Annotated in this window: 14 protein-coding genes, 1 tRNA gene and 1 other RNA gene; 5 read left to right on the top strand and 11 right to left on the bottom strand. The window is 69.3% G+C overall.

Annotated features, from left to right (window positions below; all coding sequences use genetic code 11):
• Positions 1 to 12 precede the first annotated feature (12 nt).
• Complete coding sequence (locus tag ABN028_RS15490; RefSeq protein WP_349325749.1) at positions 13 to 681, bottom strand: alpha/beta hydrolase; 669 nt, start codon at positions 679 to 681, stop codon at positions 13 to 15.
• Positions 678 to 1754, bottom strand: coding sequence for a ring-cleaving dioxygenase (locus ABN028_RS15485; protein ID WP_349697052.1), 1077 nt, complete (start codon positions 1752 to 1754; stop codon positions 678 to 680). The genes ABN028_RS15490 and ABN028_RS15485 overlap by 4 nt, the downstream gene beginning before the upstream one ends.
• A gap of 144 nt (positions 1755 to 1898) precedes the next feature.
• Here ABN028_RS15485 and ABN028_RS15480 point away from each other — a divergent pair, with 144 nt between their 5' ends.
• The gene (locus tag ABN028_RS15480; protein ID WP_349325751.1) at positions 1899 to 2384 is read left to right on the top strand and encodes a MarR family winged helix-turn-helix transcriptional regulator; all 486 of its coding nucleotides are present in this window, start codon (positions 1899 to 1901) and stop codon (positions 2382 to 2384) included.
• A 91-nt stretch (positions 2385 to 2475) separates the two neighbouring features.
• Here the strand turns inward: ABN028_RS15480 and ABN028_RS15475 are convergent, their stop codons facing one another.
• Genes ABN028_RS15475 through ABN028_RS15460 form a run of 4 tightly spaced genes read right to left on the bottom strand, consistent with a single transcriptional unit; the run spans position 2476 to position 4935 of the window.
• The gene (locus ABN028_RS15475) at positions 2476 to 3171 is read right to left on the bottom strand and encodes a class I SAM-dependent methyltransferase (protein ID WP_349325752.1); all 696 of its coding nucleotides are present in this window, start codon (positions 3169 to 3171) and stop codon (positions 2476 to 2478) included.
• Positions 3172 to 3188: 17 nt separating this feature from the next.
• Positions 3189 to 3986, bottom strand: a complete 798-nt coding sequence (locus tag ABN028_RS15470) for a DUF5063 domain-containing protein (protein ID WP_349697051.1) — start codon at positions 3984 to 3986, stop codon at positions 3189 to 3191.
• Positions 3979 to 4578 (bottom strand): recombination mediator RecR, encoded by a 600-nt coding sequence (gene recR, locus ABN028_RS15465; RefSeq protein ID WP_349694572.1) that lies wholly within the window; start codon positions 4576 to 4578, stop codon positions 3979 to 3981. Before recR ends, ABN028_RS15470 begins: the two co-directional genes overlap by 8 nt.
• A gap of 36 nt (positions 4579 to 4614) precedes the next feature.
• Positions 4615 to 4935, bottom strand: coding sequence for a YbaB/EbfC family nucleoid-associated protein (locus ABN028_RS15460; protein ID WP_349325971.1), 321 nt, complete (start codon positions 4933 to 4935; stop codon positions 4615 to 4617).
• Between the two features lie 396 nt (positions 4936 to 5331).
• Here ABN028_RS15460 and ABN028_RS15455 point away from each other — a divergent pair, with 396 nt between their 5' ends.
• Entirely contained in the window at positions 5332 to 5958 is a 627-nt protein-coding gene (locus tag ABN028_RS15455; RefSeq protein ID WP_349325755.1) for a hypothetical protein, read from the top strand.
• Here ABN028_RS15455 and ABN028_RS15450 read toward each other — a convergent pair.
• The 3 genes from ABN028_RS15450 to ffs all read right to left on the bottom strand — a co-directional run bounded on the left by ABN028_RS15450 (position 5918) and on the right by ffs (position 10372).
• Positions 5918 to 7219: an MFS transporter gene (locus tag ABN028_RS15450; protein ID WP_349325756.1), complete on the bottom strand. Its 1302-nt coding sequence runs from the start codon at positions 7217 to 7219 to the stop codon at positions 5918 to 5920. The genes ABN028_RS15455 and ABN028_RS15450 overlap by 41 nt on opposite strands.
• Before the next feature lie 285 nt (positions 7220 to 7504).
• A complete protein-coding gene (locus tag ABN028_RS15445) occupies positions 7505 to 10066 on the bottom strand; it encodes a DNA polymerase III subunit gamma and tau (protein ID WP_349697050.1) in 2562 nt (853 codons plus the stop codon).
• Positions 10067 to 10275: 209 nt separating this feature from the next.
• Positions 10276 to 10372, bottom strand: an RNA gene (ffs, locus tag ABN028_RS15440) — signal recognition particle sRNA small type.
• 119 nt (positions 10373 to 10491) lie between these two features.
• On the opposite strand from ffs, the gene ABN028_RS15435 reads away from it, so the two are divergent.
• A tRNA-Ser gene (locus ABN028_RS15435) sits at positions 10492 to 10580 on the top strand.
• Positions 10581 to 10888: 308 nt separating this feature from the next.
• A complete protein-coding gene (locus ABN028_RS15430) occupies positions 10889 to 12049 on the top strand; it encodes a serine hydrolase domain-containing protein (RefSeq protein ID WP_349325758.1) in 1161 nt (386 codons plus the stop codon).
• Positions 12050 to 12148: 99 nt separating this feature from the next.
• Here the strand turns inward: ABN028_RS15430 and ABN028_RS15425 are convergent, their stop codons facing one another.
• On the bottom strand, positions 12149 to 13141 hold the full coding sequence (locus ABN028_RS15425) for a DNA glycosylase AlkZ-like family protein (RefSeq protein WP_349325759.1): 993 nt from the start codon (positions 13139 to 13141) through the stop codon (positions 12149 to 12151).
• Between the two features lie 62 nt (positions 13142 to 13203).
• On the opposite strand from ABN028_RS15425, the gene ABN028_RS15420 reads away from it, so the two are divergent.
• On the top strand, positions 13204 to 14199 hold the full coding sequence (locus ABN028_RS15420; protein ID WP_349325760.1) for a helix-turn-helix transcriptional regulator: 996 nt from the start codon (positions 13204 to 13206) through the stop codon (positions 14197 to 14199).
• Here ABN028_RS15420 and ABN028_RS15415 read toward each other — a convergent pair.
• Entirely contained in the window at positions 14138 to 14587 is a 450-nt protein-coding gene (locus tag ABN028_RS15415; protein WP_349697049.1) for a VOC family protein, read from the bottom strand. The two genes, ABN028_RS15420 and ABN028_RS15415, sit on opposite strands and share 62 nt — an antisense overlap.
• Positions 14588 to 14607: the final 20 nt, after the last annotated feature.

Below are 14607 nucleotides of genomic sequence, written 5' to 3'. Positions count from 1 at the left end.
TGATGGGCGCCCTCACTCCCCGGGTGTGCCCACCCATTCTCGTGCCGCGGCGGCGGCGTCGAGTGGGATCTGGTGGCCACCGTCGTGGCGGAAGACCTGCACCTGGACCGACCGGGCGAGCAGCGCCCTCTCCAGGCGTACGACGGAATCGAGTGGTGCCATCGGGTCGCGGGTGCCGTTGGCGAGGAAGATCCGGCTGACCGACAGGTCATGGTCGGGCGGGTCCGGCACCGGCATCATCGCGGCGAACAGCACCGCCTCGCGTAGCACGTCAGGGCGCAACAGCACTGTCGCTGCTGCGATGTTCGCGCCGTTGGAGAACCCGAGTGCGATGATCCGTCGGTCGCCCAGGGCGTACGCCTGGCGCGCGGCGACGACGAACTCGGCCAGTTGATGCGTACGCGCGATCACGTCGTCGACGTCGAACACCCCCTCGGCGAGACGCCGGAACCACCGGGCGGCGCCGTGTTCAGAGACCGGGCCAGCCGGGGCGAGCACGCCGGCACCCGGCTGGAGGTAGCGCGCCAGCTCCATCAGGTCCTCCGGCGATCCGCCGGTGCCGTGGAGTGCGAGGACCACCGGCGCGCTCGGGTCGCCGGCCACGAACCGGTGCTCCAGGGAGAGCGACGCTGCCGCCGGCGAGGACGGTGCAGAGGACGACGGCGAGCCTGGGGTCGTCATGCCGGCCCACTCTGCGGTTGCGGCTCGGGGCGGGGATCGTTCTCACTGGGAAGGTTGAGCGTGGGCAGCATCGCTTCGATCTGCTCGCGGTTGGGCTCGAGCCATGGCGGCAGCTTGAGCGCCCGGCCGAGTTCGAGCAGCGGCTCGTCGATCGCGAAGCCGGGTTGGTCGGTCGCGATCTCCAGCAGCGTGCCGGCCGGTTCGCGGAAGTAGATGGAACGGAAGTACTGCCGGTCCATGATCGACGTCACCTGCACGCCGTCCTCGAGCAGCTCCTCGCGCCACGCCACCTGGGTGGCCTCGCCGGGCGCCCGCCACGCGACATGGTGCACTGTGCCGACGGAGACCAGACCACGCGGGACATCGGGCGTGACGACGACGTCGACGTAGGCACCAGGGCCACCCTCACCGGCGGCGAACCGGAACCGGCTCGCGCCCTCGCTGTCGTACCGCAGGCCAAGGCCGTCGACCAGCATCGCGGCGGTCGCCTCCTCGCGCGCCACCGACAGCGTCACCGAGTGCAGCCCGCGGATGGCGTGCTCACCGGGGACGAGCCCGGCGTTCCACGGGTCCCGCGGGTCGCCCTGAGGATGTGCGACGAGGGCGATGTCCAGGCCGTCCGGGTCGCGGAGGGTGAGGACCTCCTCCTGGTCGCGGTTGGTGACCTGGCTGACCTCGACGCCCTGCGACTGCAGGTGCTGCTTCCACCAGCCGATCGACGTCTCCGGCACGGAGAACGCCGTCGTCGTGGCCTGACCCACGCCTCGCCGCCCGCGCGGTGCGTCCCGCCAGGGGAAGAACGTGATCAGCGACCCTGGACGGCCAAGTTCGTCGCCGTAGTACAGGTGATAAGTGCCCGGATCGTCGAAGTTGACCGTGGTCTTCACGAGCCGCAGGCCGAGGGTACGGAGATAGAAGTCGGCGTTGCGCTGCGGATCACCGCCGATCGCGGTGACGTGGTGCAAGCCGCTGGTCGTGAAGCCGCTGGACGTGGAACCACTGGCGGTGGAGTCGCTCGCCGTGGAACCGCTCGCCGTGGAGCCGCTGCCGCCGTGAGTGTTGCTGCCAGTCATGGTGGATCACCTTCAGGTCGTGGACCTTCGCCGGTCTCGGAGTCGACGATACGACCCATTTATCTTCCACGCAAGATATCTGTACGGAAGATGTTCGCGCGCTAGGCTTTCCTTGACTCGCGCGAAACTCACGAAAGGCAGCAGATGGGCGACGACGCACGCGACGCCATCGACGACGACGAGATCGTCACCTGGTGGGGCCTCGTGATCGAGGGCTACCTCGCCACCCAGGCGGGGCTGATGGACGAGATCGCCCAGCGCTTCGGCCTGGCACCGGCGCCGTTCGACATCCTGCTCCGGCTCGTACGGTCGCCCGACTTCCGGATGCCGATGACCCGGCTCGCACGGGAGGCGGCGCTGTCCAGCGGCGGCTTCACCAAGGTCGCAGACCGGCTCGTCGCCAGCCGGCTGATCCGGCGGGAGCCCTGCGACACCGACCGGAGAGTGATCTACGCCGTCCTCACCGACCACGGTCGCGAGGTCGCCGCACAAGCCCGGCACGCCTGCGCCGAGATCCTCCGCCGCCGGGTGCTGGGCCCGCTCGGACCCGAGGCATCCTCGGCGCTCGCCGCTGCCATGCGTACCCTCCGCGAAGCCAACACCCCACCGGCAGGACCGGCGCGGACCTGACGCGACGGCGGCGAATCGGACACGCCACGCGCCGGCTGTCCGAGAGGGAGGACCGTTGGGCCCGTCCGCCAACATCCCCCAGGCGCTTCTCCTACCTGCGGTGCGCCACACCCCGCCACACGTACTTGAACGGCGTTCCCGTTCCCTCCTCCAGGATCTCCACCAGGTCGAGGGACTCCGCCTCCCAGTCCCTCAGAAGCTCCCGCAGGTAGGCGTCGGAGAAGAACCTCATCAGGCCGCCGCCCTGCTCGAGGACGAGATCGTCTTCGACCTGGCGTAGGACCGGATAGCGACGCGCCCGCAACGGGCGGTCCTCCCGCGCGTTGACGTGGAACAGGAACAGCCCGCCCGGCCGCACGACCCGAGCGATCTCGGCGAAGATCGCGCGCGTCACCGCGTCGTCGAACCGGTGCAGCGCGACGTTGGACATCACCGCGTCGACGGCACCGTCCGAAAACGCCAACGGCTCCGCGATGTCGGCGACGAAGAACGTGGCCCGGGCGCCGAACTTCCGCCGCGCCTGGGCGATCGCCTCACCGGACAGGTCGAGAGCGGTGACGGCGCAACCGGCGTCGGCCAGCCGAGCGGCGTCGTTGCCGGTGCCGCACCCGAGCTCGAGAACGTGCGGCGCCCCGCCCAACTCACGCAGAGGCGCGAGAAACGGTTCGGTCCATCGCCCTTCCCAGTCGAGATCTCGGCCGGCCTCGCTGAGCGTACGAAAGTACTGATCCCAGTACTCCTCGGCGGCATCAGTGCCAGCGTCGGCGGCGCTCGGCTCACCCTCCACGACGGCTCTCCGGAACGTCAGGACTGGCGTGCGTCGCTCAACGACTCGGCCGCCAGGCCGTCCTCGGCGCCGGCCTTCGGCTCGTCCGACCCGGAATCGAGGCGGGCGTGCGCAACCACCGAGTGCAGCGCCCGCAACACCGCGCCCGCCTCTGCGCCCCAGCTCGACAGGTAGGAGAACTGCCACCACCACAGGGCCTCGTCGATCCGTCCGGCGCGGTGGTGCTTCAGCCCGTGGACGAGCGCCGACGCGATACCGGCGAGATCGTCGGAGAGCCGACCGTGCAGGAGCTCGACCTGCTGGCCGTACGGATCGAACACCTCCGTGTAGACGTCCACATCGGCGAGGAGGTAGCCGAGGCGCTCGCGCAGCTCGTCGAGATCAGGATCGGGACCAGCGTCAGGCTCGAACCGCTCGACCGGCACGACATCGGTGATCGCACCGAGCCGGCCACCCGCCAACATGAGTTGGCTCACCTCGAGCAGCAGCATGGGGACCGCCGTCGCATGGTGTTCCGCGCGCGCGATCTCGCGAAGCGCGATCAGGAAGCTCTCCACCTGGTCGGCGATCTCCTGCGCGAAGTCCTCGACATCGCTTTCTGGCACGTGCTCAACCCCCGGGTCAGTCGTCGTCATCGCATTCTCTCCCGCCGGTCCCCCGGCTCGGCGTACATCTCCTGCGGTGTCCTGCGTGGTGTCCTGTGTGGTGATCTCCGTGGTGTGCTGCGTACTGGGATGCGTGGTCGTCCGGGTGGAGGTCCGCTGCCCCGACGCCCCGGCCGGTGTCGCCGGAGGATCGTTGGTCGCCTCAGGCATCGAGCAACCTCCTTCCTTCGAACGCACGACCCAGCGTGACCTCATCGGCGTACTCCAGATCGCCACCCACCGGCAGCCCGCTCGCCAGCCTGGTGACCCGCAACCCCATCGGGCCGAGCAGTCGGGCGAGATAGGTCGCGGTGGCCTCACCCTCGAGATTCGGGTCGGTCGCCAGGATGACCTCCTGGACCGTACCGTCAGCGAGGCGGGTCATCAGCTCGCGGACGCGAAGGTCGTCGGGGCCGATCCCCTCGATCGGGCTGATCGCTCCACCGAGCACGTGATAGCGGCCGCGGAACTCCCGGGTCCGTTCGATCGCCACGACGTCCTTCGGTTCTTCGACGACGCAGAGTACGGCCGGGTCGCGCCGGGCGTCACGGCAGATCCGGCACTGCTCCTCCTCCGCGACATTGCCGCATACGTCGCAGAACCGGATCTTCTCCTTGACCTGGACGAGCGCGTCGGCGAGCCGGCGTACGTCGATCGCGTCGGCGGCGAGCAAGTAGAACGCGATGCGTTGCGCGCCCTTGGGGCCGATGCCGGGCAGACGGGCGAGCTCGTCGATGAGGTCCTGAACGACACCTTCGTACACTCTGCGACCTCTGCTCTCTCCGCCGGCGCTCGGGTGTTACTGGCCGGGTAGCCCGAGCCCGCCGGGCAGGCCGCCGAGTCCTTCGGCGAGTGGGCCCAGCTTCTGCGACGCCACGGACTTGGCGTTGTTGCCGGCGTCGAGCACCGCCGCGACCACCAGGTCGGCGAGGGTCTCGGTGTCGTCGGGGTCGCAGGCCTCGGGCTTGATCTCGAGGCGCTGCAACTCGCCCACGCCGTTGACCGTCGCGGTGACCAGTCCGCCGCCGGAGGTGCCTTTGACCTCGGTCTGGGCCAGCTCGTCCTGCGCTGACATCAGGTCCTGCTGCATCTGCTGAGCCTGCTGCAGGAGCTGCTGCATGTCGGGCGTTCCGCCAGGGAACACGATGATCTCCCTCGTCTCGGCCACAGCTGGAGTCTCGTCCCGGTGGACCGGTCTGGACGAGATGGTGCGGGCGGGATGACTGCGTAGGTCGAGCCTACGATGCCCCACCCCCACAGGGGGTGAGACCCCCGATCGCGCACGGATCCGCGGTTGGGGCGGTTGCGGGCCGGACGCCCGCTGGTGAGGGCGCTCCCGTTCAACTGGTCCGTACGAGGTGCCAGCTTTTGTCCACAGCGGCGCGATCGGCGTAGTTGTCCACAGGCTCAGCTCGCACCTCCTCCCTCCAGCCTCGCTCACCCAACGATGGGACGCACCGCCGCCGGCACCCCTAGTCCAGTGCCGCCGGCACGACGACTCTTCGTGGAGGACAAGATGTTCACGACAACGAGACTCACCTGTGCCTCGATCGTCATCGGGGTCTCAGCGACCGTCCTGGCGCAGGTGTCCGTCGCCTCGCCGGCGACGGCGGCGATGCCACCCGACCGGCCGGGCCCGTCGGCTCGCGCCACGGCAGATGCCGGTTCCGGTGGGAGCAGAGCAGGTTCCGAGGCGGAGCAGGAAGGCCGTGACGTGGTCGACGACAGCGTCCCGCGCATCCTTGACGGGTTCGAGATCGGCTTCCTTCCCGACGGGTTGGGTCCGCATGTCTCCGATTTCACCTACGAATGGGAAGGCGTCACGCACCGCAGCCGGGTCTGGGAGCGCGGACCTGACGACTCAGGGAGCTATTCCGTCGACCTCACGGTCAAGACCCTGCGCAGCCCGTCACTCAGCGATCTGAAGGCTCTCCGCGACTACCTCGCCGACTACCACGAGCGCGGCGATGAGTGGCCGCTCGAGCCGTTCGAGCACCACGGCCACCCGGGCTACCGGAGCGGAGATCAGGTGTTCTGGCTTCAGGCGCCTGGCGTCGCCGTGTCGGTCACGATCGACAGCGCGCGATTCACCGACCGGGACCTCACGAGGACGGCCCTCGGGATCCGTCCTGCGATCGACTGAGGTCGGTGCCCGCGGCAGGGGCCTCCGGCCCAGCATCAGCAGTCGGAGTCCCCAGCGGCACCTCCGTCGACGTTGCGACGACCGTTCCTTCGCCCTGTTTCCAGCGGGTCTCCGGCATGCGCAGCGCGAGCAGCGGACCGAAGACGAGAATCCCCGCGGTGGCGCCGAAGGCCGCACCGAACGACAAGCTGTCCGCGAGCAGTCCCGCCACGAGCGGACCGACGATCGCACCCAGGTCCGCCGCCATCTGGAAGGCCGCCACCAACTGCCCGCTGCGACCTCGCACCACATCGCCCACGACGGCACCCGGAGCGACGCCCAGATAGGCCGACCCGACGCCGAACAACGCCATGGCCAGCAGGTAGGTCGGTAGAGCGGTCGAGAACGTCACGATCAACATCGCAGCCATCGAGAGGAGGCCACCCATGATCATGGCCGGCCGACGCCCCACCGTGTCGACGAAGCGTCCGGCCGGGAGCAGGAGGGCTGTCTGCACTGCCGAGCCGACGAGGAACCCGATGCCGATCCAGATCGCGCCGAGCTTGATGCCTTCGATGACGAAGAGGGGTACGAGGCTCGACCGGACACCGAACAGCGCCCACCCAGTGCCGAGGTTGCAGACGAGTGCGGCCTGGTAGGCCTTGTTGCGGAACGCCTCGCGAAGTGTGGTCCGTTCCGAAATCGCGTCCGGGTGGTTGCCTCGCTCCTGGTCATGCAGCGTCGCCTTGGCAAGGAACATCATGCCGATCAGGCCCGCGACGGTCAGGGCGGCCCCGTAGACGAAGAACGGAAGCCGGGTCGACACATCGGTGAGGAACCCGCCGACAACCGGACCCATCAACCCACCGATGAGAAAGCCCGCCTGCCAGAGACCGCTGGCGCGTCCACGAAGCTCTGCGGGAGTGACCCTCAACAGCAACGACACGGCGGCGACGGTGAACATCGCGCTGCCGATTCCCCCGACCGCGCGGAGAAGGAGGAGTTGGATGTAGTTCTGGGAGAGACCGGCGAGGGCGGTCGACCCGGCGACGAAGAACATCCCCACCGTAAGGACCTTGCGCTCTCCCCACCGGTCGACCAACCGTCCACCGCTCAGGGCGGAGACGAACCGCATGAACGCAAAGGCCGAGATGACCGCCGCGGCGGCCGTGTGGCCGACCCCGAACTGGCGCGCGAAAACGGGGATGGCCGGAGCTACGACCCCAAACCCGATGGCTACCGCGAACGAGATGGCTGCGAGGATCGGGACCTCGCGGGGCATACCTGAAAAGGGATTTGAAGGTCTCCGCACAACTTCTCATGGTTTCACACCGGTAAGAGCCACTATGCGGTGCACGGCATAACTGGTCAGATGATCGGACAGATCCTCCGTGGAGGCGTCCACCGGCTGGCAATCCGCCCGGTGGCGGCGAGGACCATCTGGTCGACCCGTTGTACGCCCTGGCGCACGGGCGGATGGCCTTGGTCCGGCGGGGATGGCCTTGGTCCGGCGGGGATGGCCGCCCGCGAGTGGCCCGATGTGGGCGGCCAGGGGACGGCCCGCCCGTCAGGTAGCGGGAAGCTCCTCGATCACCTCGGCGCCGAACTCCCGGACCAGGAGTTCGGTCTGCGAGGCCGGTGAGTCCGAGACTGTCCCGTCGGTGTCAGGGTCGACGTCGCCGTCCGGGTCATGGGGGGGTTCGTCGGCGGGCTGACCTTGGCTCGCGACGCCGCGTCGGCCACGGCCAGGACGTCCGGAGGATGCCGAACCGCCGGTATTCTCGCCGCGCCCCGAGTCCGCGCCTCCAGCTCGGGCCGACGTTTGCGTACGTGCCCCGCCCCGTGGCGCGGAAGCCCCACCCAGCAGTTCGGAGTGCGTCCCGCCAGAGGCTTCGTGCGTGTGTGCGCGGCGCTGCTCGGGATCAGCCGCTGGAACGGATCGCGGCGCGCCTGAACCGCCCACCCCGCCGTCGGATCCGCCGGGTCTACCGCCGCGTCCGGTAGGCCCACCTCCCGAACCCCCTGCGGAGCTGGCTTCATCCGCGCCACGTGCTCCACCGTCCACCGCCGCGCTACCGCTCGGGGTACCGCCCGAGGCAGCGCGTCCGCGGGCGGAGCCGCCTCCCAGCGAGCCTCCCCAGTCCGACCCACTACCGCTCCAGCCGCTGTCATCACCCGGCGCATCGCCACCCTGACCGCCCCCGTCGGTGCCACCACCACCAGTGGGGCGGCCGCCACCGGTCGGGCCACCGCCGGTCGGGCCGGCCGCGGTCGGTCCACCTCCCGTGCCTGAGCTACCGGAGCCACCGGCTGACGGGTCGATGACCGGCTCCACCCGCCAGTCGACTCCGAGCACCTCGCGGAGCGCATTCCGGAGGACCTCATCACTTCCGCTGCGGGCGAAGGAGTCACGCGCACCGGAATTGATGAGACCGATCGTGAGGACATCATTGTGGAGACCGGTGACCTGCGCGTTCTGGCTGAGCATCACCCAGGCGAAGCGGCGCGCATTCTTGACGGTCTCGAGGACATCCGGCCACAGCCTGCGTACGTCGGCGAGACTCATCCCACTCGACCCGCTGGACCCACCGGCCGACGCAGGATCCACGGCCTTGACGGGTGAGGGGCTCACTGGTCGGGCCTCGGCGGCCGGGGCCGCTGACCGTCCCGCGTCCGCTGCGGAGACTCCGGTGTCGACCGGCACTGACTGGTTTCCCGATGCCCGAGCGGGCTCGCTGCCCTGCTCCTCGGCTCTCTGCCCCGCCGCTCGCGGGTCGCTGCCGTGCCGGTCGGTATCCCCCGGCGACGCCTCGGCCGGATGGTCGCCGCCCCGATCTTGCACCTGCCGGCTGTGGCGATCCACGCCTCGGGATCTTTGGTCCTGAGCGGACCGTTCCCGTGACGACGATGCCGGGGCACCAGATGGGGCGTCCGGCGCACTGGCCTGCCCGCTGGTCCCCATGATCGACATCCGGCGTTCGATCCGGTCCAGCCGTGCATAGATGCCCTGCTCAGAATGGTCTGCGGCGGGAAGCAGCATGCGGGCGCATATCAGCTCGAGATGCAGGCGAGGTGCCGTCGCACCGCGCATCTCGGTCAGCCCGGCGTTGAGTACGTCCGCCGCCCGGCTGAGGTCGGCGGCACCGAAGCGGGCGGCCTGCCCGGTCAAGCGTTCGGCCTGGTCGGGCGGCCCCTCCAGGAGTCCACGAGCCGCGGCGTCGGGTATCGCCGACACCACCACGAGGTCGCGGAGGCGGCGGAGGAGGTCTTCGGCGAACCGGCGCGGGTCCTGCCCGGACTCGATCACCTTGTCGATCACGGCGAAGACGCCGGCGCCGTCACCCGCCGCGAACGCGTCGACGACCTCGTCCAGCAACGCCTCGTGGGTGTAGCCGAGCAGCGCCACCGCGCGGGCGTAGGTCACGCCATCCTCGCCCGCACCGCCCATGAGCTGGTCCAGCACCGACAGGGTGTCGCGGACGGAACCACCACCCGCCCGCACCACCAGCGGCAGTGCGCCCGGGTCGACGGTGACCCCCTCCCGCGTGCACAACCCGGCGAGGTAGTCCTGGAGCAGCTTCGGGGGTACCAGCCGGAAGGGGTAGTGATGCGTACGCGACCTGATCGTCCCGATCACCTTGTCGGGTTCGGTGGTGGCGAAGATGAACTTCAGGTGATCGGGAGGCTCTTCGACCAGCTTGAGCAGGGCGTTGAAGCCCTGGGTGGTCACCATGTGCGCCTCGTCGACGATGTAGATCTTGTGGCGCGCGGCGACCGGGGCGAAGAACGCGCGCTCCCTCAGGTCGCGGGCGTCGTCGACACCGCCATGGCTCGCGGCGTCGATCTCGATCACGTCGATGCTGCCCGGACCTCCGCGGGCGAGGTCGAGACAACTCTGGCAGGTGCCGCAGGGTTCGGGCGTCGGACCCTTCTCACAATTGAGGCAGCGCGCGAGAATCCGGGCGCTGGTCGTCTTGCCGCAACCGCGTGGGCCGGAGAAGAGGTACGCATGGTGGACGCGGTTGTTGCGCAGCGCTTGTTGGAGAGGCTCGGTGACATGGGACTGCCCGATCACCTCGGCATAGGTCTCGGGCCGGTAGCGACGGTAGAGAGCGAGCGGCGCTTCCATCCAACGAACCCTAGTCCGGTCCACCGACTACTCGGCCCGCCCGGGTACACGCGACGCACCAGGGCGGCACATCAGCGACGCCACGGGCACGGTCACGGCCACGCGCGCACTCAGCCCCGCCGCCAAGACTCCGCCATGCGCGACGCGGGGACCTTGCCGGCATGCGTCCAAGACACAGGGGCGTACCGCGACTGGAACGGGCGGCGGCAACGAAGGACTCCCCGCGCACCCGGTAGAGCTTGCTTACCCTTGCTGCCTTCCGGCCCTGGGGGGATTGGGCAAGTTGCCGCCGCGCGGGGAGCCGCGCAGCAGTCTACGCGAGGCCTGGACGCCTCATCGGGCACCCGCGACTCTGGAGCGTCGCCGTCGCTCACGCGCCGGGGCCGGTTCGGCCTGCCGGCAGCCGAACGGGTAATCTCTCGCGCGGAGGATTCGCCTAGTTGGCCTAGGGCGCACGCTTGGAAAGCGTGTTGAGGGCAACCTCTCAGGGGTTCGAATCCCCTATCCTCCGCCAGTCTGACCAGGCAAAAACGAAGCCGGTAGCGCTCAGCTACCGGCTTTGCGACTTCATGGCCGCATTCCTCATCTCATTTCGCGCCGCTGACCGGTCCGCCCGCTGCCGGCGGTCGTGGTGGGTGGCAGCGCCCGGGCCCGACGGCCTCCGGTCCCTCGTCACCTGGCGGCACGTCTTCCGGTCGAGTCGGGTCGCTCGAGCGTAGGCCCGGCTGAGATTTTCTTCGGCGACATCGTGCGCGCGCCGATGAATGAGCGGCCTTCGACAGGTCCATACGTTGTCGGCATGGTCTGGTGGTTGGAGTAGGCATGGGACTCAACAAGGACGGGCTGGAGCGGTTCGGCGAGGTCGCTGTCTCGCACGTGGGCGAGGACAGGGTGCCGGGACTGGTCGCGCTGGTGGCGCACGGCGACGACGTGCACGTGGAGGCACTCGGCACCCTCGCGGTCGGCGGGAGGCCGGTGGAGCGGACGTCGCTGTTCCGGATCGCGTCGACGACGAAGCCGATCACGGCGACCGCAACGCTGGCTCTGGTCGGCGAGGGCCTGCTCGAGCTGGACGAGCCGGTCGACCGGCTGCTGCCGGAGCTTGCGAACCGCCGGGTCATGCGCCGGATGGACGGCCCGGTCGACGACACCCTTCCCGCCGAGGCTCCGGTGACGGTTCGGGGGTTGCTGACGTTCACGTTCGGGTTCGGGATGGCCCTGGAGATGTTCATGGCACCTGAGCCGTGGCCGGTCGTCGCGGCGGCATCGCAGGCCCGGCTCGCCACGATCGGCCCGCCGCAGCCGGACGACTTCATCGACCCTGACACCTGGATCGCCAGGTTCGGCGAGCTGCCGTTGCTGGCGCAGCCGGGCGAGCGGTGGCTGTACAACACTGGCGCGCATGTGCTGAGCATTCTGTGCGCCCGAGCCGTGGGGACGTCGTACGACGAGGTCCTGCGCACCCGGGTCTTCGAACCGCTCGGTATGCGCGACACCGGCTTCTACACCGAGGACGTCGAGCGGCTGGCGACGGCGTACCAGGCGACTGCGGACGGGTTGGCGGTCTGGGACCCGCCGGACGGGCAGTGGAGCCGGCCGCCAGCGTTCCACGACGGGGCCGCCGGGCTCGTGTCGACGGTGGACGACCTGCTGGCGTTCGCGCGGATGCTGCTGCGCGGCGGCGATCAGGTTCTGACCGCGGACCAGGTGCGCGAGATGAGCCGCGACCACCTGACCGCCGAGCAGCGCGAGTTCGGTAGGGCCATTCTCGGCGGGCGCGGCTGGGGGCTCGGAACCTCGGTGGTGCTGGACGGCCCATGGGCCGGCGCGATCGGCTGGGACGGTGGGCTCGGCACATCCTTCCTCGTCCACCCGGCGCGGGACCTCGCCGTGATCGTGCTGACCCAGCGGATGTTCGAGACCGCGCAGGCGCCTGCTGTACACACGGACCTGCAAGCCGCCGCCCTCGCCGCAATCGAGTGACAGCATGGGCCGGGTGTGCAGCTCCGATGCGACGTCGTAGGCCGACCTGCCTGCATCGTGCCGTTCCGCTTCGGGCCGAGAAATGGGGGCGGAACCACGTCAAGGCCGAGATGAATCGTGCGGAGACGCAGACAGGTGTGCGCCGTGGATGGGGAACGCCGAAACCTCCGCGGCGAGCGCGTCGTACTGGCCCGGCGTGAGCCGTTCGGTCAAGACGACGTCGACCCGGCCACCCTTTCTGCCCCAGGCACCCACGATCCTGCCGTCGACGAGGATCCCGTGGGGATGGAACGAGTCCGCAGCTGGCGTCAACCTCCGCTTGCCCGGGGCGATGAAGAGGCCCTCGGGGTCCTGCCCGAAGAGCCGGAGATCCGGCGCTACGAGCAACCGTGCGCCGCGAGGCGGGGGCGCATCCAGGAGGCGAGCTTCGTCGGCCCGCAGGATCCACGCGGGAGTGCCGTCGAAGTCCACTTCGAGCAGTTCGCCGGACAAGGAGTCCCAGACCCGCCGAGCATCCGCGCCGGGTAGCCCCGCCCACCAGGCGAAGGTCCTTGGGCTGGTCGGCGCGAACCGATGCAGATGACGTCGGCACAGCTCTTTGCGTGCCTCGTCGAGGTCGACGTCCGGCCGCGGGACTTCGCGCACCCACAGAGCGCTGGTCGTCCACCGCAAGGCGATCCTGCCGCTCGCGCACGCGGCACGTAGACCGGGGAGCCCACCGCCACGAAGCTCTCGTCCGTCCAGTGTCCGGCACACGGCGTCCGCGAGCGCGTCAATCCGTCGTACGGCATCGCGGGCGAGCGGGAGCCGACCGATCGTGAAGACGCCGAAGTCCCTCCGGGGAAGGACGTACACCGCTGCGCGCGGACTGTACGTCTGAATCAGGGACGGATGTTCCCAGCCCGATGGCTCGCATCCCGCGACCCGAGCGTGCAGACCCAGAAGCGCGTCCCGAGGCGACGAGTCCTGCAACCCGACGTACGCCGCTTCCTCGTACGAGCCCGCCGCGAGCCGATCAACCAGATGATTCACGCCAAGTCTGTAGGCCACCGCCTGCGCCCGAGTGACCCGCGGCACCTCGACAAAGCTCATGGGACGACCGTATGAAGTAAAGACGCCACACTGTGGCTTGTTTGTCCGCCATAGTCGAACCCATGCGCGCCGAACGACTCCTCCGGCTTCTGCTGCACCTGCAGACCCGCGGTCAGTCGACCGTGGACCACCTCGCGCGGCAGCTGGAGGTCTCGCCGCGAACGGTCCAGCGCGATCTTGATGCCCTCAGCCTCGCCGGTGTGCCGGTCTACTCGGTGCGCGGCCGAGGCGGCGGCTGGGCCCTGCTACCCGACTACCGGACCCGGCTCACCGGGCTCACGCCATCTGAGGTGATGTCGGTGTTCGTCGGCGCGACCGCGCACGTGCTCGCCGATCTCGGCATCGACGTGTCGAGCGACCAAGCCATGACCAAGCTCATCGCCGCCCTGCCCGAGGGGACACGGCGCGACGCCGAGTTCGCTCGCCAACGACTCCTGATCGACCATGCCGGCTGGGACGACCACCGCGAGGCACCTCGCTGGCTGGACCTCTGTCGGCAGGCGATCTGGGAGGAACGGCGGATCACGATCACCTACCGAGACCCGGCGGAACCATTCACCGTCGCGCCACTCGGTTTGGTCGCCAAGAGCCGGACGTGGTACCTGGTCGCGGCCGGCCTCGACCAGACCGTGCGCACCTATCGGCTGAGCAGAATGACCTCAGCATCCCTGACCGACGAAGCGTTCACGAGGCCGCGCGACTTCGACCTGACCAGGTACTGGCTCGAGGCCCAGCAGCGGTTTCGGGCGACGTTGCCGTCCTACCCGATCGTCTTGCGCGTACGAAACCATGCTGTACGGCGATTCAGGCCAACGGCACCTGTGCTGCCCGACATCGAGGGCTGGTCCCTCATCGAGGCGGATCTCGAGAACGCCGATGAAGCGTGCGCGGCCGTGCTGGCTCAAGGCGGCGACGCCGTGGTCATCGCGCCGGCCGAGCTGTCGACCAAAGTACGCCAGGCCGCGAGCAAGATCATCGAATACAGTGCCGACGAGGTCATGGCGCCGCCGGTGGCTCGATCGTCGCGCGGATCTCGTCGAGGTTCTTCGGCTGAGTGAGCCGCCAGTGGTTGCCGAACGGGTCCCGAAACGCCGCGTCGATGCCGTAGAACCGTTCCTCCGGTTCCTCGGTGAACTCCACACCCTTCGCCTTGAGCTCGCGGTAGGTCCCCCAGCAGTCCTGCGTGGAAAGGGCTCCCAAGCCCAGGTAGCCGCGCGCGATCAGGTCGCGCAGCTGTTTCGCGGTCCCCTCGTCGACCACGGGTGCGCCGGGCACCACCAGCATCATGGGCAGCTCGGGCCGACCTGACGGGTGCACGGTGAGCCAGCGGAAGTCGTCGCGCACCATGTCGACGCCGACGTCGAAGCCGAGCGTGTTGACGTAGAAGTCCTTCGCCTCATCGAGGTCGAGAACGTTCAGGCAAACCAGGGCGAACCCCGTGATCATCGAGCTTCTCCTCACCAGCG

The organism is Actinopolymorpha sp. B17G11 (assembly GCF_040196095.1).
GTDB lineage: Bacteria > Actinomycetota > Actinomycetes > Propionibacteriales > Actinopolymorphaceae > Thermasporomyces.
This window is presented reverse-complemented; position numbering and strand designations above follow the sequence as displayed.